This window comes from Aminobacter sp. P4_D5 (assembly GCF_056401815.1).
On the sequence record NZ_JBFUIP010000002.1, the window covers coordinates 16483 to 43093 of the forward strand.

21 protein-coding genes are annotated in these 26611 nt (G+C 63.0%); 9 read left to right on the forward strand and 12 right to left on the reverse strand.

Annotated features, from left to right (window positions below):
• The 5 genes from AC1DWF_RS00905 to AC1DWF_RS00925 form a co-directional block, all read right to left on the reverse strand.
• The gene (locus AC1DWF_RS00905; RefSeq protein WP_476785089.1) at nt 1–378 is read right to left on the reverse strand and encodes a DUF4870 family protein; all 378 of its coding nucleotides are present in this window, start codon (nt 376–378) and stop codon (nt 1–3) included.
• Nucleotides 375–1628 carry a glycolate oxidase subunit GlcE gene (gene glcE / locus AC1DWF_RS00910; RefSeq protein WP_476785090.1) on the reverse strand — a complete coding sequence of 418 codons (1254 nt, stop codon included), beginning with the start codon at nt 1626–1628 and terminating at the stop codon, nt 375–377. The genes AC1DWF_RS00905 and glcE overlap by 4 nt, the downstream gene beginning before the upstream one ends.
• Nucleotides 1625–2209, reverse strand: coding sequence for an ASCH domain-containing protein (locus tag AC1DWF_RS00915; RefSeq protein ID WP_476785091.1), 585 nt, complete (start codon nt 2207–2209; stop codon nt 1625–1627). Before AC1DWF_RS00915 ends, glcE begins: the two co-directional genes overlap by 4 nt.
• Nucleotides 2210–2212: 3 nt before the next feature.
• Complete coding sequence (locus AC1DWF_RS00920) at nt 2213–3709, reverse strand: FAD-linked oxidase C-terminal domain-containing protein (protein WP_476787750.1); 1497 nt, start codon at nt 3707–3709, stop codon at nt 2213–2215.
• 168 nt (nt 3710–3877) lie between these two features.
• Nucleotides 3878–5200: a DUF3422 family protein gene (locus AC1DWF_RS00925; protein ID WP_476787751.1), complete on the reverse strand. Its 1323-nt coding sequence runs from the start codon at nt 5198–5200 to the stop codon at nt 3878–3880.
• 196 nt (nt 5201–5396) lie between these two features.
• Here AC1DWF_RS00925 and AC1DWF_RS00930 point away from each other — a divergent pair, with 196 nt between their 5' ends.
• Together AC1DWF_RS00930 and AC1DWF_RS00935 are read left to right on the forward strand one after the other, a co-directional pair.
• A complete protein-coding gene (locus tag AC1DWF_RS00930; RefSeq protein WP_476784905.1) occupies nt 5397–6176 on the forward strand; it encodes an FCD domain-containing protein in 780 nt (259 codons plus the stop codon).
• Nucleotides 6173–6931 (forward strand): metallophosphoesterase family protein, encoded by a 759-nt coding sequence (locus AC1DWF_RS00935; RefSeq protein ID WP_476784906.1) that lies wholly within the window; start codon nt 6173–6175, stop codon nt 6929–6931. The genes AC1DWF_RS00930 and AC1DWF_RS00935 overlap by 4 nt, the downstream gene beginning before the upstream one ends.
• Here AC1DWF_RS00935 and AC1DWF_RS00940 read toward each other — a convergent pair.
• Together AC1DWF_RS00940 and AC1DWF_RS00945 are read right to left on the reverse strand one after the other, a co-directional pair.
• Nucleotides 6915–7052, reverse strand: coding sequence for a hypothetical protein (locus AC1DWF_RS00940; RefSeq protein ID WP_269933527.1), 138 nt, complete (start codon nt 7050–7052; stop codon nt 6915–6917). The two genes, AC1DWF_RS00935 and AC1DWF_RS00940, sit on opposite strands and share 17 nt — an antisense overlap.
• Before the next feature lie 285 nt (nt 7053–7337).
• Nucleotides 7338–8036, reverse strand: coding sequence for a type 1 glutamine amidotransferase (locus AC1DWF_RS00945; RefSeq protein ID WP_476784907.1), 699 nt, complete (start codon nt 8034–8036; stop codon nt 7338–7340).
• 80 nt (nt 8037–8116) lie between these two features.
• Here AC1DWF_RS00945 and AC1DWF_RS00950 point away from each other — a divergent pair, with 80 nt between their 5' ends.
• From AC1DWF_RS00950 to AC1DWF_RS00965, 4 genes are all read left to right on the forward strand, one after another.
• Nucleotides 8117–8767, forward strand: coding sequence for a hypothetical protein (locus tag AC1DWF_RS00950; protein WP_476784908.1), 651 nt, complete (start codon nt 8117–8119; stop codon nt 8765–8767).
• Between the two features lie 182 nt (nt 8768–8949).
• Nucleotides 8950–9684 carry a 16S rRNA (uracil(1498)-N(3))-methyltransferase gene (locus AC1DWF_RS00955; RefSeq protein ID WP_476787752.1) on the forward strand — a complete coding sequence of 245 codons (735 nt, stop codon included), beginning with the start codon at nt 8950–8952 and terminating at the stop codon, nt 9682–9684.
• Between the two features lie 213 nt (nt 9685–9897).
• Nucleotides 9898–11271: a glutamate--cysteine ligase gene (locus AC1DWF_RS00960; RefSeq protein WP_476787753.1), complete on the forward strand. Its 1374-nt coding sequence runs from the start codon at nt 9898–9900 to the stop codon at nt 11269–11271.
• Nucleotides 11272–11348: 77 nt separating this feature from the next.
• Complete coding sequence (locus AC1DWF_RS00965) at nt 11349–12260, forward strand: DUF937 domain-containing protein (protein ID WP_476787754.1); 912 nt, start codon at nt 11349–11351, stop codon at nt 12258–12260.
• Between the two features lie 184 nt (nt 12261–12444).
• Here AC1DWF_RS00965 and AC1DWF_RS00970 read toward each other — a convergent pair whose 3' ends face one another.
• A complete protein-coding gene (locus tag AC1DWF_RS00970; protein WP_476781388.1) occupies nt 12445–12735 on the reverse strand; it encodes a YjiS-like domain-containing protein in 291 nt (96 codons plus the stop codon).
• Nucleotides 12736–12905: 170 nt separating this feature from the next.
• Here AC1DWF_RS00970 and AC1DWF_RS00975 point away from each other — a divergent pair, with 170 nt between their 5' ends.
• Together AC1DWF_RS00975 and xseA are read left to right on the forward strand one after the other, a co-directional pair.
• A complete protein-coding gene (locus AC1DWF_RS00975) occupies nt 12906–13862 on the forward strand; it encodes a LysR substrate-binding domain-containing protein (RefSeq protein WP_476781387.1) in 957 nt (318 codons plus the stop codon).
• A gap of 56 nt (nt 13863–13918) precedes the next feature.
• Nucleotides 13919–15484, forward strand: coding sequence for an exodeoxyribonuclease VII large subunit (gene xseA / locus AC1DWF_RS00980; RefSeq protein ID WP_476781386.1), 1566 nt, complete (start codon nt 13919–13921; stop codon nt 15482–15484).
• On the opposite strand, the gene AC1DWF_RS00985 is transcribed toward xseA, so the two are convergent.
• Nucleotides 15481–17337, reverse strand: coding sequence for an AsmA family protein (locus AC1DWF_RS00985; protein WP_476781385.1), 1857 nt, complete (start codon nt 17335–17337; stop codon nt 15481–15483). The two genes, xseA and AC1DWF_RS00985, sit on opposite strands and share 4 nt — an antisense overlap.
• A gap of 183 nt (nt 17338–17520) precedes the next feature.
• Between AC1DWF_RS00985 and AC1DWF_RS00990 the strand changes: the two genes are divergently transcribed.
• Nucleotides 17521–19479, forward strand: a complete 1959-nt coding sequence (locus AC1DWF_RS00990) for an acetoacetate--CoA ligase (RefSeq protein ID WP_476841389.1) — start codon at nt 17521–17523, stop codon at nt 19477–19479.
• Nucleotides 19480–19736: 257 nt separating this feature from the next.
• Here the strand turns inward: AC1DWF_RS00990 and AC1DWF_RS00995 are convergent, their stop codons facing one another.
• From AC1DWF_RS00995 to AC1DWF_RS01005, 3 genes are all read right to left on the reverse strand, one after another.
• Nucleotides 19737–21458 (reverse strand): ABC transporter permease, encoded by a 1722-nt coding sequence (locus tag AC1DWF_RS00995; protein WP_476787755.1) that lies wholly within the window; start codon nt 21456–21458, stop codon nt 19737–19739.
• A 75-nt stretch (nt 21459–21533) separates the two neighbouring features.
• Entirely contained in the window at nt 21534–22580 is a 1047-nt protein-coding gene (locus tag AC1DWF_RS01000) for a Fe(3+) ABC transporter substrate-binding protein (RefSeq protein WP_476787756.1), read from the reverse strand.
• Between the two features lie 248 nt (nt 22581–22828).
• A complete protein-coding gene (locus AC1DWF_RS01005) occupies nt 22829–26527 on the reverse strand; it encodes a PAS domain S-box protein (protein ID WP_476781381.1) in 3699 nt (1232 codons plus the stop codon).
• Nucleotides 26528–26611: the final 84 nt, after the last annotated feature.

Consider the following 26611-nt stretch of genomic DNA (forward strand, 5'->3'; position numbering starts at 1 on the left):
TCAGATAAGCCAGCTGTCTGGGTTCTTGATCGCCTCGCCGCGACCAAGCGCCTGCAGGCCAAGGATGCAACGAACGATGAACCAGACGGCCACGGCGAACATCAGCAGGAAGCCGACGAACAGGAACATCAGGACAAAAGAGACCAGCGCATAGAGCAGGCCGATCCAGAAAGTGCGGATGAGCCAGGTGTAGTGGGTCTCGACAAAGCCGCCAGCCTTGCCGCGATTCATATAGGCAAGGATGATGCCGACTATGCCGCTGACGCCGATCACCAGGCCAGCGAGATAGAGAATGTAGATGACCTGGACATTGGTCTGGCCGGGTTCGAGCCAGCGGTCGGTCTGGCGCGGGGTGACGGGCGGGGTTGTATCGCTCATGCAGTTGCTCCCTCTGTGATTGCAGTAGAGGTAGCATATTCGGCGCCCGGCACCATGCGGCCTGGATTGAGGATGTTTTTCGGGTCGAACTCGGCCTTGAGACGTGCCGACAGTGCCGCCAACGCCGGTGGCTGCGGCTCGAAGACAGGAAGTGCCGCACGCCAGGCTGGCGCGGCGCGAACCAGCGTGGCGTGACCGCCGCCAAACCTTTTTATCAGAGCGCGCAGCAAGTCGGCCTCGGGCTCACCCTCCATGCGCAGCCAGACGAGGCCGCCCTGCCAGTCGTAGAACGCATCGGCCGCCACCTGCATGCGCAGGGCCAGCACCATGTGATGGGCATCGGCCGGCGGCATCGACACGCGCCAGACAGGCTTGTCGGTATCATCGGCAAAAGGCCTGATATCGCGCACGTCGCGCCAGAGCGTCTTCGACGTCTCGCCCGCGATCTCCTCGATAGGGCCGGCATTGCCGAGCAAATCGCTGAGATGGGCAACGCGATAGGCGACAGAAGGCCCGAACCCTTCGACACGCAGAAGCGTGGCGGGGTCGCCGCCGAGGCGCCCGTCGAGCACCCGCGCGGCCATGAGCTCTGGCAGATGCGCTGCCGACGAGACCTCGCCGCTGGAGCCCATGGCCAAAGCCATGGCTGCCGCGGCGTTGTCGTCAAGCAGGCCGCGTATCGTGAGCGTGGTCTCGGTTTCAGCCGCCGGCAGGACCTTGAAGGTGACGTCGGTGAGGACGGCGAGCGTACCCCACGAGCCGGCCATCGCCTTGGACAGGTCGTAGCCCGTGACGTTCTTGACAACGCGGCCGCCCGACTTGAAGGCCTCGCCGCGACCGGAAACGGCATGGACGCCCAAGATATGGTCGCGCGCAGCACCCGCCTTGAGGCGGCGCGGGCCGGCGAGATTGGTGGCCAGCACGCCGCCTATTGTGCCGCGGCCCGGCTCGCCGCCAAGCAAGGGACCATAGTCCATCGGCTCAAAGGCAAGCTGCTGCCCGTTTTCGGCAAGCAGTGCTTCGATCTCGGCCAGCGGCGTGCCTGCCTTGGCCGACAACACCAGCTCTTCGGGCTCGTAGAGCGTGACGCCCGAAAGATTCGACAAATCAAGCGTATGCTCGGTCTGTAGCGGACGGCCGATGCCACGCTTTGAACCATGGCCGAGGATTTCGAGCGGCGTCTCCTCCGCCAGCGCCCATTGGACGGCGGAAAGGACTTCAGCTGATGTGGTGGGTGTGAATGTGGTCAAAGCCGGTGCTCCCGCAGCTTTTCGAGTGCGGCCTGGCCGCGCGGCGACAGGCGATAGCCGATTTCGAGGCTTTCGGTCAGGCCGAGTTCCTTGAGCTTGCGCACGTCGTGCTTGAATTTCAGCTTCTCGACGCCGAGGCCTTGGGCAAGCACGACGGCCGGTGTCGCGGGATGTTTGGCGATCGCGCCGAGGATCGCCGCGAAATAGCCGGGCGCTGTCTTGTCCCAGCGCTCGAAGCGGCCCGCAAGCTCGTGCCAGTCGGCGTCTGACAGGTCTTCGCTGTTGCGCAGATCGACCCGTGGGTCCACCTCGATGCCGTCGAAAGCAATCCGGTACAGGGTCCGGTCACCATCGACGCGCAGATCCAAGACGAGTGCCGCGCGGTCGGCATAGCCGGCGGCGATCGCGTCAGCGTCGGATATGGCCGCCTCATCAAGAGTTTCGACCTTGCCGATGCGGACAACCCCAGCGGCCGTTCGCAGTCGGGTGCCTGCCTTGACCGTCGGCCGCTGCCAGCGCCTGAAGGCAAGCGTGATGTCGCCGCGCGCGATACCGTCAAGGATGGATTGCTTGAGCAGCATCGCTCAAAACCTCGGAATGTCGGGGAAAGCCATCTGGCCACGATGAACATGCATGCGGCCAAGCTCGGCGCAGCGGCGAAGCTGCGGGAACACCTTGCCCGGATTGAGCAAATGATTGGGGTCGAAGGCGCATTTCACCCGCATCTGCTGGTCGAGATCAATCTCGTTGAACATTTCAGGCATCAAGTCGCGCTTTTCGACGCCTACGCCGTGCTCGCCAGTCAAGACGCCGCCAACCTTGACGCACAGGCGCAGGATGTCGGCGCCGAAGGCCTCGGCCTTCTCAAGCTCGCCGGGCACATTGGCATCGTAGAGGATCAGCGGGTGCAGATTGCCGTCGCCGGCATGAAAGACGTTGGCGACGCCGAGGCCATATTGCTCCGACAACTCGCGCATGCCCGCCAGAACGCGCGGCAGTTCCTTGCGCGGGATGGTACCGTCCATGCAGTAGTAGTCCGGTGAGATGCGGCCGACAGCCGGGAATGCCGCCTTGCGCCCGGCCCAGAAGGTCAGCCGCTCGTCTTCGGACTGCGAGATCCGACAAGTGGTGGCGCCGTTGGCGTTGGCAATCGCTTCGACGAGGCCGATCAGATGGTCGACCTCGACGCCCGGCCCGTCGAGCTCGACGATCAACAGTGCTTCGACATCGAGCGGATAGCCGGCATGGACAAAATCCTCGGCCGCGTGGATCGCCGGGCGATCCATCATCTCCATGCCGCCGGGAATGATGCCCGCGCCGATAATGTCAGCGACACACTGGCCGCCCTGCTCGCTGGTCGGAAAGCCGATCAACAGCGCCCGCGCCGTCTCCGGCTTCTTGAGAATGCGCACGGTGACCTCGGTAACGACGCCCAAAAGGCCCTCGGAGCCGGTCATGACGCCAAGCAGATCGTAGCCCTCGGCTTCAAGATGCTTGCCGCCGAGGCGCACGACCTCGCCATTCATCAACACCATTTCGATACCGAGCACATTGTTGGCGGTGAGGCCGTATTTCAGGCAGTGCACGCCACCGGAATTTTCAGCGACATTGCCGCCGATCGAGCAAGCGATCTGCGAGGACGGGTCAGGCGCGTAGTAGAACCCGTCCTGCTCAACGGCGGTGGTGATGCCGAGATTGGTGACGCCCGGCTGGGCAACGACCACGCGGTTGGGATAATCGATCTCGATGATTCGGTTGAAGCGGCTCATCACCACAAGCACGGCATCTTCGAGCGGTAGCGCACCGCCTGACAGCGAGGTGCCCGAACCGCGCGGCACGACACGGATGTTGCGGTCGTTGCAATATTTGAGCAGGCGCGACACCTGCGCCACCGTTTCCGGCAGGACCACGACCATCGGCAATTGGCGGTAGGCTGTCAGGCCATCGCTTTCGAAGGCGCGCATCTCGTTGACCGTATCGACCACGCCCTCGCCCGGCACGATGATGCGCATGTCGGCAACGATTTCGTCGCGCCGGCTCAGCGTCGCCGCATCTGGCTTGGGCATCAATAGGCCGGACATAGGTCACCTGCGATCGATCAACTGGTAAAAAGCTTTTACCAGTAGTGCCGGCATCCTGTAAACCGCCCGCATGTCGGGTGCAGGATGGGTATCCAATCAGGTTCACGCAGCGTCAATCTGACGCTGGTGGGAAAGGCCTGCCCGTTCGGGCAGGTCAGGCCTCGCGAATTACTCGCCGGCCGCCGTCTTGGGCTCTTCATGGGCACGGCGAACCCGGCGCACGCCCCACCAGACAAGCAGAACCGCCAGTGGCACCGAGGCGGCGGTGACGATCTCGGGGGCGAAGAAATGATCCACGGTCGATGCGCCCTTGGCAACGTAGCCGATCAGGCCAACGACATAATAGGACACGGCGGCGACCGACAAGCCTTCGACCGTCTGCTGCAGGCGCAGTTGCAGGCGGGCGCGGTTGTTCATCGAAGCGAGCAGGTCGCGGTTTTGCCTTTCGACCTCGACATCGACCCAGGTGCGCAGAAGCGTTGTGGCACGGGTCAGCTTGCGTGACAGATTGGCCTGACGTTCCTCGACCGAACGGCAGGTGCGCATGGCGGGTGCGACGCGGCGCTTGAGAAAACCGGCCCAGGTGTCGTAGCCGGGCACAACCTCCTCCTCCAGTGCTTCCAGGCGCTCGCGAACAATGCCGTCATAGGCGCGGCTGGCGCCGAAACGATAGAGGCTCGACGCAGCATCCGCCTCAAGTTCGGCGGCTAATTCGGTAAGATCGGCGAGCAAGGCCTGGCTGTCGCGGGTTTCGGTGGCCTTCATCTCTCGCGTTGCCTGAGCAAGTCGGTCCTCGATGCGGCGCACACGGCTCGATAGCGACAAGGCCACCGGAAGGCCAAGCATGGCGAGCGTGCGATAGGTCTCGATGTCGATCAGCCGCTGCGACAAAGCACCTGTTCGGGCAGGCGTCAGGCCGCGATCGAGGATCAGGATACGCGTCAGCCCGTCACCATCCTGGCGGAAATCGGTAACGATGCTGGCAGCGCCATTTTCGACGAGGGAATAACACAGGCTGGTGGGGTCGAAGCCGGCGATCAGCTTTTCATTGTCGGGCGTCCACTTGCGGATCTCAAGCCTGATGCCGGAAATGACCGTGCCGGGTGGGCTGAAGCCGTTGCCGAATGGCGAATCTTCCTGCGCGCGACCACTATCGGCGAGCGGTCCTTCCCAGAGATAGGTCGAGAATTCGGTGTGCCGCTCCCAGCGCAGCGAGCCTTGCCCCCATTTCATGGCGTGATGGCGGGCATGTCGGTCGGGCGATGCGATGCCGAGCCGGCGAGACAATTCGGAGAGCACCGCGTGATCGACGCTGGAGCCACCTTCGGTCATGAAAGAGAGCTGGATCAGGACGCGCGGGTTTTCGACCAGCGGATGCGGGCGCGAATGCACCTCGCCCAGGGCGCCGGGACGGCCCTCATGCGCTGGGAAACCCATGACGCTGCCGGTAGCGCGGGGGAGGAATTCGAGAGAGGACGGGTCGACTGTCACCAATGGCTCCATCTGTGCCCGGAATTTTTTGGCTCTAGGTATATTCAGCGCAACAGGCAAACACCAACTTTAGCGCCAACTGATGAGCGCGCACGCCAGCCATGCGACTCAATTGAGCCGGATTGGATAAATAATTTGACCAGTTGCTCGGCAGACTCCTATCCTGAGGATCACAACAAAGGCTTCGGACACGAATTTGAGCGACATCTTTTCCAGGATCGAACATTCGCGGACGGCCGACGAAGTCGTGCAGCAGATCGAGAGCCTGATCCTCGAAGGCGTGCTGCGCGCCGGCGACCGGCTGCCCGGCGAACGCGAGATGGCCAAGCAGTTCGACGTGTCGCGGCCAATCCTGCGCGAAGCACTGAAGGTGCTTGAAGGGCGTGGGCTGATGGTGACGCGCCATGGCGGCGGCACCCATGTCGCCGACGTCATTGGCCAGGTGTTCACCAAGCCGGTGATGGAGCTGATCGTCAACCACCGCAAGGCGGCGGCCGACTATCTCGAATATCGCCGCGAAATCGAAGGGCTGGCGGCTGAGTATGCCGCGCGGCGCGCAACCGCCGAGGACCTCGCACTGCTCGACGGCATCATGACGCGGATGGAAGCGGCGCATGCGCGCGCCGATTTCACCGAGGAAGCGGAAATCGACGTCGAATTCCACCATGCCGTCGGCGAATGCGCCCACAACATCATCCTGCTGCACACGCTGCGCTCGTGCTACAGGCTGTTGTCCGACGGTGTCTTCCAGAACCGGCTGGTGGTGTTTGCCCTGCCCGCTGCCCGCGAGGCGCTGCTCGAGCAGCACAAGGCCATCCATCGCGCGGTGGTGTCAGGCGACCCGGATGGTGCGCGCAAGGCGGCGATGGATCACATCACCTATCTCGAACGCGCCATGACCGAGGCTGAGCGAAGCGGCGACTGGCAGCGCATCTCGCGCCTGAGGCTGCGACAGCGTACGGACAGCAAGCCATGACCGGCGTGCATTTCCTCGACGCCAAGGGCCCGGAAGGCATCCGCATCTATGCCATCGGCGACGTGCATGGCCACCTCGAGCTTCTGACCGAAATGCACGCGCGGATCGCTGAGGAGATCGGCCGCGACAATCCTGCGGACTGGCGCATCATCCATCTCGGCGATCTCGTCGACCGGGGGCCCGACTCCAGGGGCGTGATCGAATATCTGATGGCGGCGACGGCCCGCGACAGCCGCAGCGTTGTTTTAACAGGCAATCATGACGTTGCTTTTCTGGATTTTCTCGCCGAGCCCGATCCCGAGAGCCTGTTTGCAAGGCATGGCGGGGTGGAGACTGCGGGATCGTATGGCGTGGTGTTGAGAACGGGTGATTCCGCGGGCCTGCGCACCAGCCACAGCGAACTGGCGCGTGCCGTCCCAGACAGTCATCAGAGCTTCCTGCGCTCGCTGCCTCGTTCGGCGTCCTTCGGTGATTTCTTTTTTTGCCATGCCGGCATCAGGCCAGGCATACCGCTCGACCGGCAGGACCCGCAGGATCTCATCTGGATCCGCAACGAGTTCCTGAACTATCCGGGGTTGCATCCGAAAGTGGTCGTGCACGGCCACACGCCCCAAGCCGAGCCAGAGGTGATGGCCAACCGCGTCAATGTCGACACCGGCGTCTATTATTCAGGCGCATTGACCGCGCTCGTCATCGACGGCGCGGAAAAACGGCTGATCGCGGTGGAAGTACCCGATTTTAGCGGGCGGCGGTGACGCCGTAGCCGTCGACCACATGATGGTCGGCCGCGGCATCCGCGGCATAGATCCCAAAGCCGCCGAGCACGATTGCCGACAACATGGCGAAGGACAGGAGCGCTGCTTTCAAGGGAGTCATCTCAGGTTGAGCTTCCTGCATTCTGCATGAGCAGAGTTACGAATAAGTTTCCGAAAAGTTTAAGCGAAACCATCGACGCGCGGCATCACGGCCGTGCTTCTAAGTTCGTTCTGTATCGGGCTTGTGTCGCGCGGCACTCAGAGACGGTTCATTCGCGATACCATCGCCAACTGGCACGGGGCTGTCTTTAGAAAGGCTTTCAGGCACAATCCAGCCGGCAAATGGCTATGCACAGCGGATTTTTTTCGACGTGCCAAAAATGTCACGGAACCGCTGGTTTTGTGGTCAGATCGCTGCCACCCAGGCGCGTGCCAGCGCCATGCCGACAGCATCGGCCTCAGGGCCGTGAAGCGCGGCCTCGCTGTCGTGGCGTGTCGGCCAATCGGGGTTGCGCTGGGCGATGACCTCGGCAAAGGCCTCGTTCCACTGGCGCACCATTGGCCGGTCGGCCTCGAAATGGAACTGGATGCCGTAACCGGCGCGGCCAACACGAAACGCCTGGTTGCCTGTCACCGAACTTCCGGCAAGCCGCACGGCGTCCTCAGGCAGAGTAAAGGTGTCGTCGTGCCACTGGAAGATCGGGAAGCGCTGGGGGAGATCGCTGAAAACGAGATCGTCTTGGGCTTCATCAGTCAAGGTGATGCCATGCCAGCCGAATTCGGTCGACCCGCCGATGCGGTTGTGGCCGCCGAAGGCGCGAGCAAGCAATTGGCCGCCAAGGCAGATGCCGAGCACCGCCTTGTCCTTTTCGACAAAGTCGCGGGCAAGTTCGAGCAAAGCGGGGAAATAGGGCGAGTGCGCATCGTCGCGGGCGTTCTGGCCGCCACCGAGCATGATCATTGCATCATGGCCATCCGCATCGACGGGCAGTGCATCGCCGAGATAGGCGTTGCACTGATCGATCACCGCTTCCACTTCAGCAAGGGCGGAGCCCACCTGGCCGAGACCGGTATCGGCAAAATTCTGGACGATCAGAACGCGCATTTCGGCCCTTCCGCAGCAGCGTGACAAAGTTGCGGCGAGCCCTATCATGCGCCGCGCGACGCAGCCAAGAAGGAACAGCTATGCCACTGCAGAACCGGGTCGACCCTTTCGGCGAGATCCATGCCGATCCGGCGCGTGGCATGTTCACCGGTAATCGCGGCATCATCCACGACCCTGAGACGAAGACGCTGCTGAAAAAGCGGTGGGCAACCAAAGCATGGATCACCTGCGCGCTGGCATTCAAGGGCGCCAAGCGCATACCGATGGGGCGCAACCGCCCGGGCGGCAAGACCGGCTGGACCGAGCTTTTCTTTCTCGACGAGGTGACAGCACTCGCCGCCGGGCACCGCCCCTGTTTCTACTGTCGGCGCGAGCGGGCAAAGGCTTTCAGCGCAGCCTATGCAGTCGCCTTTGCGGCCGAAGATCCGAAGGTGGGCGAAATCGATGCGCGGCTGCATGCCGAGCGACTGGCTTCGGGCGGCAAGGCGATCGAAGTCGACCAGCATGGACTCAAGCTGCTGCCTGACGGCGCGATGGTCTCGGACGGCGAAGCCGACTATGCAATCCGCAACGGTCGAGCTCTGCGCTGGTCGTTCTCCGGCTACGGCCCGAGCCACGAGTTTGGCGAATTCGGCACAGCTGAGATGTGCTTGGTCACGCCGGCAGCGACGCTTGCGGTTCTGCGCGAGGGCTATCAGCCGGAATGGCATCCAAGCGCAGCACAAGCATAGGTCGCCGGATCAGCTCACCTCCCGCGCCTTTTTGTGCGCCTGGAGAACCGTAGCGAAATAACCGGGTGGAATCGTCATCGTCAGAGAGTCACGGCGCCCCAACACCTTGAACGACATGCCGGTTTCGGCCCGGCGCCATCTGGGGCCTTGACCGCTGCCGTCGCCTGCCGCATTTCTCGCCGATGCGTGCAAACTACAAGATGCAGCGGCTTTTCGTGCCGGACGACCTCGCCCACGGTGCCGGCTTCGATGCCAGCCCGCAGCAGAGCCACTATCTCGGCAATGTGCTTCGCCTCGGCGAAGGTGCCGAGGTTTTGCTGTTCAATGGCCGCGACGGCGAATGGTCGGCCAGGATCGCGGCCAGGACCAAGAAGGCGGTGCGGCTGGAGGTGCTCGAACAACAGCGCCCACAGCCAGATCATCCCGATCTCGTCTATTGCTTTGCACCGCTGAAGCTGGGCCGGCTCGACTATCTCGTGCAAAAGGCTGTCGAGATGGGCGCAGGCGCGCTCGTGCCTGTCATCACACAGCACACGCAGCTAGCAAAACCCAGCATCGAGAGGCTGCGGGCCAATGCCGTCGAGGCGGCCGAGCAGTGCGGCATCCTCGCCATCCCAGAGGTGCGCGAGGCCGAAAAACTCGAGCGACTGCTGAGCAACTGGGACAAGGAGCGGCGGCTGATCTTCTGTGATGAGGACGCCACCACCAACAACCCGATGGCGGCACTGCAAGGCATCAAGGAACGCAAGCTTGCCCTGCTGGTCGGACCCGAGGGCGGTTTTTCCGACGAAGAGCGGCGCATGCTCCGCGCATTGCCCTTCATCACCGCGATCCCGCTTGGCCACCGCATCCTGCGCGCCGATACGGCAGCTGTGGCGGCTCTGGCGGTCATCCAAGCCGTGATCGGCGACTGGTAGGACGACCGGCGAAGGCGTATTCCTATCTGGAGATTGACCAAAAATTGGAATGGGCAGTCCGCAACGGGACAATTCCAAGCATCAACATTTCAATATCGGCCGCGGAATCGATCAATTCCTGTTGACGAAGGCTCAGGATTTTTCGCTTGATCGGCAGGCGCTCAATCGTACATCAAGCGCCCGCGGTCCTTCCGCCCTTCAGGAGAAGCATACATGGCGCGCGACACCACTGATTTCCGGCCGATCGAGGGGATGGACGAACTCGTCGACTATCTCGCCGCCGGCAACAAACCGCGCGACAAATGGCGGATCGGCACCGAGCACGAGAAGTTCCCCTTCTATGTCGACGGCAACGCGCCAGTTCCTTATGGCGGCGATCGCGGCATCCGCGCGCTGCTCGAGGGCATGCAGCAGACGCTTGGCTGGGACCCGATCATCGACGCCGGGCGCATCATCGGCCTTGTCGAGCCGACCGGCCAGGGCGCGATTTCGCTGGAACCGGGCGGGCAGTTCGAGCTTTCCGGCGCGCCTGTCGAATCCATCCACCAGACCTGCCGCGAGGGCAACGCGCATCTGGCACAAGTGCGCGAGATCGCCGAACCGCTCGGCATCCGCTTCCTCGGCCTTGGCGGCAGCCCGAAATGGACGCTGGCCGAGACGCCGCGCATGCCGAAATCGCGCTACGACATCATGACCGCCTACATGCCCAAGGTCGGCACCAAGGGCCTCGACATGATGTACCGGACCTGCACCATCCAGGTGAATCTCGACTTCGAAAGCGAAGCCGACATGCGCCGTAAGATGCAGGTGTCGCTCAAGCTGCAGCCGCTTTCGACAGCGCTCTTCGCCAATTCGCCCTTCACCGACGGTCGCCCCAACGGCATGCAGAGCTGGCGCGGCGACATCTGGCGCGACACCGACAACCAGCGCTCGGGCCTGCTCGAATTCTGCTTCTCGCCGGAATTCGGCTTTGCCGACTATGCGGAATGGGCGCTCGACGTGCCGATGTATTTCGTCATTCGCGACGACCGCTATCACGACATGACGCATATGACCTTCCGCCAGTTCATGGCGGGCGCGGCGCGCAACGAGATCACCGACGGCATGCCGACGATGGGCGACTGGGCCAACCACCTGTCGACGCTGTTCCCCGACGTGCGGCTCAAGCGTTTCCTCGAAATGCGCGGTGCTGACGGCGGCCCATGGCGGCGCATCTGCGCGCTGCCGGCCTTCTGGGTCGGCCTGCTCTACGATCCGGCAGCACTCGACGCGGCCGAAGCATTCACCAAGGACTGGACCTACCAGGAAGTGCTTGCGATGCGCGACGCCGTGCCCGAGCAAGGCATTTCGGCACCGTTCCGCAATACCACGCTGCGCGAGATCGGCCGCGAAGTGCTGGCCTTGTCGCGCCAGGGGTTGGTCAACCGTGGCCGCAAGAACCGCGAAGGGTTTGATGAGGCTGGCTTCCTCAACACGCTCGACGAGGTGATTGCGCGTGGCACGACGAGTGCCGAGGAAATGCTCAACGCCTACAACACGCGTTGGGGCGGTTCGATCGAACCAGCGTTCCTCGAATACGCATACTAGGGGCTCCGAAAGCCCCTTCAACCGCCTGCGAAAAGGCACTACGCTCCCTCCTCGGTGAATGACCCGAGGAGGAAAAAATGCTGCCACTGTTCGAGATGCTGGCCAATGCCCAGAACGGCAACGGCATGGAAGCGCTGGCGCGCCAGTTCGGGCTGAGCCAGCAGCAGACGCAATCGGCCGTCGAAGCGCTGATGCCGGCTTTCAGCCAGGGCCTGAAACGCAACGCCTCCGATCCTTACGGCGTCGGCTCGTTCCTGCAGGCCATGGCGAACGGCCAGCACGCCAAATATTTCGACGATGCAAGTCGCGCCTTCTCGCCCCAGGGGGTCGATGAGGGCAACGGCATTTTGGGTCATCTGTTCGGCTCGAAGGATCTGTCGCGGGCGGTTGCCGGCCAGGCAGCGCAGGCGACCGGCATCGGCCAGGACGTGCTCAAGCAGATGCTGCCGGTGATTGCCTCGATGATCATGGGCGGGCTGTTCAAGCAGTCGACCGGGCAGATGCAGGCAGCCAGCGGTTTTGGCGGCGGCAACAATCCGCTCGGCGACATCATCGACCAAATGATGCGCCAATCTGGTGGAATGGGCGGAGGTGGCATGATGGGCGGTGGTACAGCCCCTCAGCAAGCACCGCAGCAGACGCAAGCGCCCGACCCGTTCGACAATCCGTTCGGCAAGGTGCTGAAGGACATGTTCGGCGGCGCACAAGCGCAGCCGCAGCCCACCCAACGTCAGCAGGCACCACAGCAGAGCCCCTATGGCGACAACCCGCTGGGCAAGATCTTCGAAGAGATGCTTGGCGCCGGCAGCCAGACCGCCGCGCCAGCACCGCAGCCGCAGCCACAGCAACAGCAGGCCGCGCCAAAAAATCCTTATGACGACCTGTTCGGCAAGATGTTCGAGACCGGCCGCCAGCAGCGCGACGACTATCAAAAGGGCGTCGAATCGATCTTCGACCAGTTCAGCAAGGGCATGGACAGGCAGCGGTAAGGGAGTACGGCAATAGGGGAATAGGGCAGTGACGTCTAACCCTACTGCCCTACTGCCCTACTGCCCTACTGCCCTACTGCCCTACTGCCCTACTGCCCTAAGAAAAAGCCCGGTCCTTGGGAGGACCGGGCAACTTGCAGGCAAGGCCGGAGGGGACCGGCTGGGAGTGGGGAGCCTGCGAAACTCAAGCGATGCGGCGAGCCATGGCCTCGACGTTTTCGCTGCGCGATTGCCTGATCGAGCGCAACCTGACGGTTGGGTCACTGGCAAAAGGCAGGTCGACAGCGACATACAGATCGCCACGGGTGAGCCCGACATCAGCCAGTTCAGCGTCCGTCATCTCGCCAAGGCGATAAAAGGCGCGTCGGTTTTTCCAGGCACGCAAGAGATCGGCGGTGTAGTCGACGATACGCATCGCATTCACCGGCCGAGCCGCGGAATGCGTCGTCTCAGTGGAATGGTCGAGCGTGGTCATAGCGATCTCCCTTAGGGACAAACGGGTCCCTTCCGGCTGGCGTTCCTTTTCCCGCCGCACCGGTCCGATTCACATGCTTCATGTGGACGATGAGAGAGTGCTCTCGCCGTATTGATTAATCCAACGAATGTTTCTAATCTTTACTATCAATGTTCATGATGGAAACGACGATGGCCGCTCCGCTCGATCTTGACCAGCTTCACACCTTCATCTCCATCGTCGATACCGGCAGCTTCACGCGGGCCGCCGACGAGGTGCATCGCACGCAGTCGGCGGTGTCGATGCAGATGCGCCGTCTCGAGGACCGCATCGGCAAGGCGCTGTTCGAGAAGGACGGGCGCATGAACAAGCTGACCGAGGATGGCGAGCGGCTGTTGACTTATGCCAGGCGGCTTTTGCACCTCAACCGCGAAACGCTCGCCGCTTTCGACGATCGGGCGCTGGAAGGCACGATCCGCATCGGCGTGCCGGACGATTATGCCGACCGCTTCCTGCCCGAAATCATGGCGCGATTTTCGCGCTCCAACCCGCGCGTCGAGCTGTCGGTTCTGTGCGAACCCACGGTCAATCTTGCCGACCAGATCCGCCGCGGTAATCTCGACATCGCGCTGGTTACGCAATGCGAGGACACTAGGCCAGCCGAGATCGTGCGCAATGAACCTCTGCTTTGGGTGTCGTCGTCGAGCCACCTGGTGCATGAGGAAAAAATCCTGCCCATGGCGTTCGGCAGGCCGAACTGCCAGTGGCGGCGGACGGCAACCGAAATGCTCGATGCGTCGGGGCGCCAGTACCGCGTGCTGTTCACCAGCTGGTCGGCGACGGTCATTGCCGCAGCGGTTCTTTCAGGGCTCGCCGTTTCGGTTCTGGCCGAATGCGCATTGCGGCCGGGCATGCGCGTGCTTGGCGAAGCGGACGGGTTCAGGCCCCTGCCCGACTGCCGGATCGGCATCATGCGTGGCCATACCAGCCGGCCTGACATCGTCGATGCGCTCGCCCGCCACATCTCGGAAAGCCTCGACAACATCTCGGTGCCGACGACCGAAGAAACCGGCACGTTCGATTTCGCCGCCCTTGCGGCCACACGTGGGCGCCGGCTCAGGCCGAACCACATCATGCCGGGATGGTAGGCGACAACTGAGCGGCAAAGCTTGACGAGGGGGGCTACCCGGCCCTCAATCGCGCCATGAACGAACTTGCCACCGAATCACGCACCAACGCTGCCGAATACACCGTCAGCGAGATCTCCGGCGCGCTGAAGCGCACCGTCGAGGACGCTTTCGGCAATGTGCGGGTGCGCGGCGAAATATCAGGTTATCGCGGGCCGCATTCGTCGGGCCATGCCTATTTCTCGCTGAAGGACGACCGCGCCCGCATCGAAGCCGTGGTGTGGAAAGGAACGATGAGCCGGCTGAAGTTCCGTCCCGAAGAAGGGATGGAGGTGATCGCCACCGGCAAGCTGACGACCTATCCCGGTTCATCGAAGTACCAGATCGTCATCGAAAGCCTGGAGCCTGCGGGCGCCGGCGCGCTGATGGCACTGCTGGAGGAGCGCAAGCGCAAGCTTGCAGCCGAAGGTCTGTTCGACGACAGCCGCAAGCAGCTCTTGCCGTTCATGCCGCTGGTGATCGGCGTGGTGACCTCGCCGACCGGTGCCGTCATCCGCGATATCATCCATCGCATCAAGGATCGCTTTCCGCTGCATGTTCTGGTCTGGCCGGTACGCGTGCAGGGCGAGACCTCGGGCACGGAAGTGGCAGCCGCTGTCAACGGCTTCAACGCACTCGCCGATGACGGCGCGATCCCGCAGCCGGACCTTTTGATCGTGGCGCGTGGCGGCGGCAGCCTTGAAGACCTCTGGGGCTTCAACGACGAGGCGCTGGTCCGAGCAGTTGCCGCTTCGCACATCCCGGTTATTTCAGCCGTTGGCCACGAGACAGACTGGACGCTCATCGACCTTGCCGCCGACAGGCGGGCGCCGACGCCCACCGGGGCGGCTGAGCTTGCGGTGCCCGTCAAAGCCGAACTTGAGGCGACACTCGCCAATCTTGGCGCACGGCTGCGCGGCGCTGTCTCACGCATGATCGACCGGCGCAGCCAGGCCGTGCGGGCAGCTGCCCGCGCCCTGCCGACGCCCGACCAGCTTCTGGCGCTGCCGCGCCGGCGCTTCGACGAGGCAACAAGCCGGCTTGGCCGGGCGCTGATGGTTGCCACCGAGCGCAAGCGCGCGCGGCTTTCCGCAGTGCGCTTGTCCCCTGCCACCTTGGCGCGGCGGATTGGGGAGACGCGGCGACATCTCGACCGCGACATGTTGCGCGCCGACGCAGCGCTACGGGCCATGGTGCGCGAAAAGCGCATCCGTTTCGACCGAACCCAAGGCCGGCTTTCGCCGGAGCCGCTGGTTCGGCGGCAAGAGGTCTATGGCCAACAGCTCGCCGCACTGGAACGGCGCGGAACGCTTGCGATCGGGCGCAGGCTCGAACGGGCGAGGACCGGACTATCCCAGGCTGACCGGCTGATGGCGACGCTGTCGCACAAGGCGGTTCTGGCGCGCGGTTTTGCCCTGGTGCGCGATGCCGATGGTGCGGTGCTCAAGCGTGCCGCCGACATCGCCACGGGCACTTCATTGTCGATCGAGTTTGCCGATGGAACAGCGAATGCCATCGCAACCAGTGGCGACGCCAAGCCCAAGCCGTTGGCCAAGCCCGTTGCCAAGGCGAAGGAACCCGGCAACCAGGGCAGCCTGTTTTAGTCGCCCACTGGCTTGGAAAGCACAGGTGGGACAAGCGGCGAAACAAACGGTGCGCTCCACGAGCCCCCAACAAAGAAGGCCGTCGGCCGAGTTTCAGGGGTGGCCGTGGTCGCGGGGTCCTTCGCCTCGATGGCCCCTGACAGGGCCAGCCCGCGGCCGACATAGGGCACGATGCCGGTCAGCCAGATGCGGTTGGTGGCAGTCCGTGCCTCGGCCTTGTCGATCTTAGCAACCCCGTTGGCGATCGTCGCCTTGAGCTCGACGCCATCAACGGGCACTGTGCCACCCTTGACTTCGTCGAGCGAGAAGAAGCCACCCTGCGACGTGCGTTTCAGGAACGCCTGAAGGTCGATCCCGGCAATAGCGCCGACGCCGAAAGTGGCAGCCACCGAACCGTTGGCATTTTCAAGCAGTGCATTCCAGCTCAGACCCGGTCCATTGAGGATCACAGACACGGTGCCACGGCCGATGGGCACGATATGGCTCATGCCGGCGGCGGCACCGAAGGCGCCGCCATCGATGTCGGATGCCAGAAGCCGCATCTCGGCCTGCGTGCCGCCGGCCTTGCGGTCGAAGCGGATGCTGGCCTGGACGTTGCCACCGAAGGCTTCAGCGTCGGAAATGTCGAATGCCGCCAGGCCGCCCTTGACCTGAGCGGTTGCCGCGACCTCGGCAAGGGCGATGGAGCCGGCCGTCGCCTTGGTTGCCGAAAGCCGGAGATCGAGATTGATGCGGTCGGCGAAGCTCGTGTCGATCTGGGACGTGCCTGGATTGTTCGTAGGCGCCATCGGCGCGAAGGACGAGGCAAAGGCCATCAGGTCGAGCGTGTCGAAGGCAAGCGTGCCTGAAATCGACGGCACCGGGCCGGCCAGCGACACGTCCAGGATGCCCATGCCTGGATTGCCGTCGAGCGTGACCTGGGCGTTCTCAATCTTGAGACGCGACAGATCTCCGGTGACTTTGGAGGCAAGCGAGATCGAGCCAATTGGGCTGCCGGGCAAGACGCCGGGCTGCGACCATTCGAGCATCCGCCTGAGCGAGGGCGCCGACAGCTTGGCTTGACCTTCGACATGCATGTCGGCAGCCATGCTTATCGTGCCGTCGAAGGACGCCTCCACCGGCGCTGATTTCACCGAAGCAATGACGGGTGCGGTGCCGCCGGCGAAAAGCACGAGCGGGCGAGGCGAGGACAGCTCGATCGCCACCTGTTCGCCGCGCCAGATCCCGCTGGCCGTCAGCTTTCCAGCCTTGTTGAGCGCCGGCAGGCTTGCCTTGCCGGTGAGGTCGCTCAAAAGGTCGGCCTCGCCTTCGGCCGAGACAGCCACGACACGGCCGTCGATAAATTCGATCGTGCCGAACTGGTCGGATGACAAGGCGCTCAGATCCGGTTCGGCCGGGTTCGCAGCGACAGTGGCCCGGGCGCTTTCGATTGCCCGGCTGAGACGCCCGCCGCGCGATTGGGGAATCTCAAGAGTTCCATTTGCCAGGCGCTTGAGGCGAAGCGTCGGCCTGATGAAATGCGCATCGGAGAAATCGACATTGCCGCTCAAGGCGGAGAGCGCGGACAGTTCGATCTCGACACGCTCTGCCTCGATGACCGGCAGGCCTCCCGCGTCCTCCCAGTCCGTCAAGGTCACGTCGGTGAGGGTGGCACGGAAGACCGGCCAGATTTCGATGTCGGGGGCGCCATCGATCGAGACGCGAAATCCGCTCCACGCACTCATCTCGAACGCGATGCGGTCCTTGACGATCTGGGTGGAGGCGATGAACGGCAATGCCGCAACAGTGACGGCGATCAAGACGGCAATGCCGACGATCGCCCAGATGCTGCGCTTGAACAGTGGTGATGGCATGTTGCCCTTATGCTGCCCGTGCTGCGCCGTTATGGGAACCGGGTGTAACCGAGACACGCGGCATTTCAAGTCTTTGTGGTCTCGTGATGACGTTTGCGCACAGCGCAATGGCGCATTTCGACATTTCCTTGATCTGCTGCAGTGCGACATGCATAACCTTGCGCGGTTCTGGGAGAGATGCCGATGACTGTTGAGATGCCGCTTTGGGTGCCGTCTGCCGAGCAAATTGCGGAGGCGCCGCTGACGGCGTTCATGGCTGAGGCCAGCAAGCGCGCCGGGCAGGCGTTGACCAGCTACACCGAGATGCACGCATGGTCGATCGCCGATCGCGAGGTTTTCTGGGACCTGGTGTGGGACTTCTGCGGCGTGATCGGCCACAAGGGCGGTCGCGTTCTGGACAATGGCGACAAGATGCCCGGCGCTGCGTTCTTTCCCGATGCCAAGCTCAATTTCGCCGAGAACCTGCTGCGCGGTTCGGGCAGCCACGAGGCGATCATCTTCCGCGGCGAAGACAAGGTCGAGCGGCGTCTCAGCTGGGACGAGCTTTCCGCACTGGTGTCGCGGCTGCAGCAGTTGTTCGTCTCGCTCGGCGTCAAACAGGGCGACCGGATCGCGGCGATGATGCCCAATATGCCCGAGACCGTCGCGGCGATGCTGGCAACGGCGTCGATCGGYGCCGTGTGGTCGTCGTGCTCGCCCGATTTTGGCGAACAAGGCGTGCTCGACCGCTTTGGCCAGATCGAGCCGAAACTGTTCATTGTGCCTGACGGCTACTGGTATGCCACAAAACGCATCGACGTCAGCGAGAAGGTCGCAGCCGTTGCAAAGCGGCTGCCAAGTGCCGCCAAGGTGCTGGTGGTCGACTATCTCGGCGATGCCAGGCAGGTCGCGTCAGGCATTGCCAGGGCCGAGGCGCTGGACGATGCGCTGGCGCCTTTCGTGGCAAAGCCGGTGGCGTTTGAGCCCCTGCCCTTTTCCCATCCGCTCTACATCCTGTTTTCGTCAGGCACGACAGGCATCCCCAAATGCATCGTGCATTCGGCCGGCGGCACGCTCATCCAGCATCTCAAGGAACAACGCCTGCATGCCGGGCTGAAATCTGGCGACCGCTTCTTCTACTTCACCACCTGCGGCTGGATGATGTGGAACTGGCTGGTCTCGGGCCTGGCCTCGGAAGCGACGTTGTTGCTCTATGACGGCTCGCCCTTCCACCCAAACGGCAATGTGCTGTTCGACTTCGCCCAGGCCGAGGGCATGACCCATTTCGGCACCTCGGCGAAGTTCATCGATTCCGTGCGCAAGGCTGGGCTCAGGCCGATCGACAGCCACGATCTGTCCAGCGTGCGCACCATCTCGTCGACCGGCTCGCCCTTGTCGCCCGAGGGTTTTGCCTTCGTCTATGACGGCATCAAGAAGGACGTCCACCTCGCCTCGATCTCGGGCGGCACCGACATCGTCTCGTGCTTCGTGCTCGGCGTACCGACCGAACCGGTATGGTCGGGCGAGATCCAGGGCGCGGGCCTCGGCCTTGCCGTCGATGTCTGGGACGATGCCGGCAAGCCGGTGCGCCAGGAAAAAGGCGAACTGGTCTGCACCAAGGCGTTTCCGGCAATGCCAATCGGCTTTTGGAACGACGCGGACGGCATAAAATACCACGCCGCTTATTTCGAGCGTTTCGACAATATCTGGTGCCATGGCGACTTCGCCGAATGGACTGTTCATGGCGGCATGATCATCCATGGCCGTTCCGACGCGACGCTCAATCCAGGCGGCGTGCGCATCGGCACCGCCGAGATCTACAACCAGGTCGAGCAGATGCCGGAGATCCTCGAGGCCATCTGTATCGGCCAGGATTGGGACGACGATGTGCGTGTCGTGCTGTTTGTCCGCCTCGCGCCCAACGTCACTCTCGACGAGGGGCTGGAGAAGCGCATCCGTGCCAAGATCAAGATCGGCGCCAGCCCGCGCCACGTGCCGGCGCGCATCGTCGCCGTCGCAGACATCCCGCGCACCAAATCCGGCAAGATCACCGAACTGGCCGTCCGTGACATCGTCCACCACCGCGCGGTCAAGAATAWGGAAGCGCTCGCCAATCCCGAAGCGCTGGAGCTTTATCGCGACATTCCGGCGCTGCAAAAATGAACGCGCGGCGCCCATATGCTTAACGAAAGGTGAAGTGTAAATTTACCTAGACTTCAGGAGTGGTACACTTTCGTAAATTTTTCATTGTTTGGGTAAGGAGCTGTTAATGTTCGGCGCCGATATTCGTGCCTAACTTGAGGGAGAAATCCCTTTCCTCGTCTTCGAGGATAGCTCGTTCGCTCAAGTCCCCGTTGAAACAGCATCTCCTTTAAAGGCGCCCGTTCAGGCGCCTTTTTCTTTGTCATGACAGGGAGAGTCTAGAGCGAGGCCTCGGCGTCGCGTACCAGCGCACCGGAAAGCAGCACCACCGGTACCATCGCCGTGACGATGATGACGATCGCAGCGACTGCCCCCTCTTCCGGCACGCCGCGCGAGGCGTTTTCGTAGACATGGGTGGCAAGCGTGCTGAAGCCGAAAGGCCTGAGCAGGATCGTCGCCGACAGTTCCTTGACGGTATCGACGAAGACCAGCACGGCAGCGGTKAGGATAGCCGGCTTGAGCAGCGGCAGCAGCACGCTTGTGGCACTTTGCGCCGGCGTCTTGCCCAGGCTGCGCGCCGCCTCGTCGAGGCTACCGGGCAGCTTTTCCATGCCGGAGCGGACAGCACCTTCGGCAAGTGCGACGAAGCGGATGGTGCAGGCAAGAATGACGGCGGCGGCCGAGCCGGTGAGCAGAAGCCCGGTTGAGAAGCCGAGATAGGCGCGGGCGAAAGCGTCGATCGAATTGTCAAAGCGCGCGAGCACGAAGAGCAGGCCGAGGCCGAGAATGCCGCCGGGCAAGGCATAGCCCACCGACGCCAGCCGCACAGTAGCGGCCATGGCGCGGGTCTTGGACAGGCGCTGGGCGTTGAGCAGGAACAGCGCGATGGCAACGGTGATGGCGGCCGTCAGCGAGGCCGTCATCAGGCTGTTGACAAAGGCATGACCGAGATCGGGCGAGGTGAATTGTTCGAGCCGGCGCGAGGCATATTGGCCGAAGACGGTGATCGGCACACCGAAGCCGCTGAGGATCGGCAGTGATACGGCAATTGGCATGGCCAAGCGCGTCCAGCCCTTCAACGCCACCCGCGGCGGATGGACTTTGAGATGGGTACCGCGGCCGGCATGAAAGCGCTGGCGCCTTCGCGCCCATTGCTCGGCGACGAGCAACAGCACCACGAGCACCAGCATCAGCAGCGCGATCTGCGCTCCGCCTTCCAGGCTGCCACGGTTGAGCCAGGTGGTGTAGACCGCAACGGTCAGCGTGCGGACACCGAAATATTCGGCAGCCCCGATATCGTTGATGGTTTCCATCAACACCAGGGCAACACCGGCAACGATGGCCGGGCGCGCGACCGGCAAAAGCACGCGCCAGAACACCCGGCCTGGGCGCGCGCCAAGCGTGCGCGCGACATCGGCTATGTTGCGGCCCTGCATGAGGAAGACGATGCGCGTGGTGAGGTAGACATAGGGGTAAAGCACCGAGGCGAGCACGAAGGCCGTACCCCAGGTCGAGCGGATATCGGGAAACCAGTAGTCGCGGATTGTCTGGAAGCCGAAGATTTCGCGAACCAGGCTCTGCACCGGCCCTTGATAATGGAAAAATTCGCCAAAGGCATAGGCCGCGAGATAGGGCGGCACCGCAAGCGGCAGCACCAGCGCCCATGACAAGATGCGGCGGAACGGGAAATCATAGGCAACGACCGCCCAGGCGCAGGCGACGCCCGCGACCGAAGTCAGTGCGGCCACCATGGCCAGCAGCGCAAGTGTGGTGCGCGTCGCGCCCGGCAGGACGTTTGCGATCAGATGCGGCCAGTCCTCGCCTGTGCCTGAAAGCGCGACGACGACCAGCGAAATGACCGGCAGGATGACAATGATGCCGATAGCAAGCGCCAAAGTGCCTATCAGAGGATGGCGCAAGCGCTTGACCGGCAAGGCTGGGGTGTTCGCGGCAAATGCCGCGCCAGAAACTCCACCGCCTGCTCCGTCCGTTGTCGGCACGGCAATTCCCCAGTAACGCGGAAAAGCCGGGCCGATTGCCCGGCCCGGCCCTTCCTCAGTTCATGACCCGGCCGGTCAGCTGCTCGGGCCGTCGTCGAGACCGACGCGGTCGACCATTTCGGACGCCGCCTTGCGACCCTTGGCGATGTCGATCAGCGGCAGCGTGTCGGCGTTGAGCGTGCCGAAAGCCTTGACTGTCTCGGACGGCTCGAGGCCCGGCTCGACCGGATATTCGTAGTTCTTTTCGGCGTAGACCTGCTGCGCCTTGTGGCTGGCCAGGAAACGGATCAGCTTGACGGCGTCGTCTTTGTGCGGCGCGTACTTGGCCAGTGCTGCGCCCGAGATGTTGACGTGGGTCAGGCCGTTTTCCCAAGTCGGGAAGAGCACGTTGATGGCGTTGCCCCATTCCTTTTCCTTGGGGTCCTTTTCGTTGTTGCGCATCAGGCCAACATAGTAGGTGTTGCCGATGGCAATGTCGCACTCGCCGGCGGCAATGGCGCCAGCCTGCGGACGGTCGCCGCCGTCGGGCTTCTTGGCCAGATTGGCCTTGAGACCCTTCATCCACTCTTCGGTCTTCTCCGGACCCCAATGGGCGATCGCCGCCGAGAAGAGCGCAAGATTGTAGTCATGCTGGCCCGAGCGCATGCAGATCTTGCCCTTCCACTTGGGATCGGCGAGGTCGGCATAGGTGATGGCCGTGTCCTTGACGCGGTCCTTCGAGGCATAAATGACGCGGGCGCGCTTGGTCACACCGAACCAGTTGCCTTCGGGATCGCGATATTCGGCCGGCAGCAGCTTGTTGATCTCTTCATCGACCAGCGGCTGGGTGACGCCCTTTTCCTTGGCCGACGTGAGACGAGCGATATCAACAGTCATGATGACGTCGGCGGGCGAGTTCTGACCTTCGGCCAGGACGCGTTCCTCAAGACCCTTGTCGAGGAACAGTACTTCGGTCTTGATGCCGGTTTCGGCCGTGAAGGCATCGAGAACAGGCTTGATCAGGTCAGGCTGGCGATAGGTGTAAATGTTGACGACACCATCGGCGAGCGCCGACGTAGTGAAGAGCGCCGCAACCGCAAAAGCGTAGCCGGCAATCGCCGACCGGGCGTTGTTGATCTTCATTTTTCTCTCCTGGCCAAAGGGGTCAAAGTCCCTCGAGGAACAAGTCAAAGCCTCGGTTTCGAGGCTGTCTCCCCTATGGTCATTGTGAGACTTCCAGTCAAGTTTAAAGGCCAATCTTTTCAATAGTTTAGAATTATTCTAAACTGGATTGTTTCGCACCGGATTCAATGGCTTGTTCAACAAATTCTAACAATCGCTGAGTCGGGCCATGCCAATGTGCACAAAATGTCGCACCCTGCGGCCTCGCGTTATTCGGCGAGCACCCGCGTCGAGGGGAATGTCACCTCGACCAGAGTGCCCTCGCCCGGCGTCGATGCAATGGCAAAGCGGGCGCGATTGGCCTCGACCATCGCCTTGGTCAGCGGCAGGCCGAGCCCGGTGCCGTCGCCGCGCGTGCGCTTCAGCGAATTGATCTGCTTGAACGGTTTCAGCGCCTGTTCGATCTCGGCCTGGCTCATGCCGATGCCGGTGTCGCGTACCCGCATGACGATGTCGCCTGATGTCTCATAGGCAGTGGAAACGATGACCTGGCCGCCGGCCTGGGTGTAACGCACAGCATTAGATAGGATATTGAGTGCGATCTGGCGGATGCTGCGCCGGTCGGCAACGATCTCCGGCAGGCGCGAAGCGAAGCTCGAACGAATGATGACACGCTCGCGATTGGCTTGGGGCTGCATCATGGCGACGGTCTCGGCCAACGTGTCGTTGAGCGATACCGCCTCATAGTCCATCTCCTGCTGCCCAGCCTCGATCTTCGAGATATCGAGCAGGTCATTGACCAGCGATAGCACGTGATTGCCCGAGCGGTTGATGTCGCGGAGATAGTCGCGGTAACGATCGTTGGCGACGGGCCCGAATTTCTCATCGACCATCAGTTCGGAAAAACCGATGATGGCATTGAGCGGCGTGCGGATCTCGTGGCTGATACGGGCGAGGAAATCGGACTTCTGCGAGGACGAGCGCTCGGCCAAGGCGCGCGCCTGGGTCAGCTCTTCCTCGGCACGCTTCCACTGGGTGATGTCGCGAACCACGGCGCAAAAGCCGCTCTCGTTGGGCAGACGCCCGATGGTCATGAACAACGGGATGAAACGCCCTTGCGACTCGCGGCCGATGACCTCGCGACCATCGTTGAGCACGCTTGCAACGCCGTGGTCGGAAAGGCCAACGAGATAGTCGCGCGCGGCGCGTTGGCTCTCGATGGCGAAAAGCGAATAGAACGGCTTGCCGGTGACTTCATCGCTGTCGAAGCCAAACAGAGCTTCCGCAGGTCGGCTGATCGAACGAATGGCGCCATCGCGGTCAATCAGCACAACACCGTCGGTCGCTGTGTCGATGATGGTGCGCATCTCGGCGAGGCGCTCTTCGAGTTCGACGACCTGCTCGGAAGCATCGTCGATATCGTCATCGCCGCTGATGCGGCGCACGACCAGCATCAACGCCTTGCCATCCTGCCACGGCACGGACCGAAGCACCGCCTCGATCGGAAACTCCTCGCCGTCGCGGGTTTTCAACCTGAGGTCATGGTCCGAGCCCGGTTCGTCGCCGTAGCTTTCGGCAAACAGCGCGTCGAGGCCACCGGCCTGCGCCAGTTCATCTACAGAGACGTATCCGGTCAGGTCGAGGAACTCGGCGTTGGCGTAGTGGAGCACATCGCCGGCATGGATCAGCACAGGCACCGGTAGTTGTTCGAGAATCGGCGCGTCGACAGGGGTGTCGCGCCCCGCAGCGAAGGAAGGAATGACGTCTTCGGTGCGCAGAGGCGGCTTTTCGGGCTCGTCGCGGTCGACATCGGCCTGTTCAAAAGTATCAGATGGACGGACGGACGACAGCGTAACGATCTCTGCGCTCTCGGTCCCCAATTGCTCGACAGGTGCCGGCTCAGTCGCAGGCGTTGCGGGCTCGGCGGTTTCAGGCGTCGGCAGACGTGCTTCAGGCTCAGCAGCCACAGATGCATGCTCGGCGATTTCAGCAGCGGCGGCTTCCGAATAGGCCGCGATCTCGGCCGATGCTGCTTCGCCATTCTTCTCGGTGTCCGACTTCTCCGCCGCGTGGGCGTCGCTGACCGCTGCGGACGCCGGCTGCTGCCTTGCGGCCACGATCTCGTTTGCTCGCTTCAACTTTTCGCCGATTTCGCGGAACGCGCTGCGCTCGACGCTGGAAAGCCCCTTGCCATTGGCAGGCTCTTCCACCGTTGCCGGCCGATGTTCGGCAAGCCGGATCACCTTGTCGGAATAGCGGCGGTCATGCGTGGGTCCGACCTCAAGTGCTGGCACTTCACCGGCAAAAGGATCTGCGGGAGCCTCGGCCCCCTCAGGAACCTCCTCGACAGGCGGGTGCGGTCTTTCGGCTTCCGGCTGCCTGGGTTCTGGTTGCTTGGCCTCGGGCTCTACCACATCAGGCAGGCTGGCTTGCGTGATGGGCGATTCGACTACGGCGGGCTCACCAGCGGAAGGCCGCTCGGCGATGTCTGCGACTTGCGGCCCTGCTTCTTCGGCATGTTTGCCGTTGGGCACCAGCGCCAGGCCGATACGCTCATGATCGAGGACGGCTTCTCCGGGGCGCGCAACGCCGAAGCCGCGAAACCCTTCGAACGTGCGGTCGCGGCCATAGACGGGCAAGGCGGCAAGATCGACGGGAATGCGCTTGTCGGAGCCAGCGACCGGCCACAGCACCGAGCGGCCGGACCAGGTGTCGCGGCGCTGCAGGAGGCCGGCGATTTCGCCTGAGGGGTCGAGCTCGAAGGTATTCGACACATCCTGGAAGCGGCGTCCGACGACATCGGCGGCATGTTCGCCCACGACTGCAGCGAATTCGGGCGAAATCGCGCTGAAGCGGCTTTCGGCGTCGGTGCGCCAGACGAAGCGAACCGGCGCGACCGAGCGGTCGGTTAGCGGTTTTGCCTGTGCCGGCTGGGATTGGGTCGGCAAACCCTCGGCGGCCGCTACTACTGCGGCAAGCTCCTCGACAGGCTTCAAGGTCGCAACCGGCTCGACAACTGGTTCAGGGAGGGGAGCCGGCTCATCGGCTGGCACCTTAGTCACCGCAGATACAACAGGTGTTTCAGCCTGCTTTGCAGCCATCGCCCGAACAGTGGCACCAGCCTGGCTTTCACGCTCCTCGGGACTGAAATACCAATGATCGTGATCGTGATCGGCATCCCCCTGAGGATGCACTGTTGTTGGCGATGGTGCAGGCGCTTCGTCGCGCGGGCGCTCGCTGGGCGCGGTGGGCGCCATCACCAGAGGCGCGTCCACCTCCTGGCCGGCGTCGTCCATCGCCTCGAGGCGCTCGTCGACGACGACAAGCAGGTGCCGCGCTGGGTCGTCGGTCAACCGCGCCAGCCCGGCCGGCAGGTAGCCGCCTGTGGCGGGGATCGCCCGCTTGATGATGCGGTCACGCTCGCGAGCCACTGATGACACCAGTCCGGCAAGCGTGGAGGTGGCAATGCCAAGTTCGGCAAAGCCGTCGGTCGCAGCTTCAATCTCGCCGCCGCCATCGACAAAGGCGAGAAAATGGCCCGGCTCGGTGAAACCCTTGATAGCGTTTGCAGCAATGTCCCTTGAGCCGCGCGAGCTGGCTTGAGCTGCGGGCACCGCAAGCATGATTGCGGTTGCGCCATCAGGCAGCCGAACCGAGCTTGCCGCCAAGGCGACAGCACTGCTGGTCATGCCGGATGCCACGCGAACCATGATCGAGCGGTCGCGGCCGATCTCGGGGAACCCGGAGGTGGCGGCGATTTGCCGGCGGGCGGCCATACCCAGACGCGCGGGCGCGCCGATCACCGCATCGATGTCGTCATAGCCGAGCACGGCAGCACCGGGACCGTTGGCCCAGAGCACCTGCTCGAGATCGACCGACAGAACGACGATAGCGTCGCCGGCAGCGAAACGCTGCCTGACACGATCGACCACCGCGACGTCGATGAAGGAATAGGCTGCTGACGGCATTCACATAACCCGCAAGGCACGCATTCTCGTAATTAATGCTTTGTTAATAAAAGCCGTCATCGCCAAGGTCTAGCAAACAGGTGG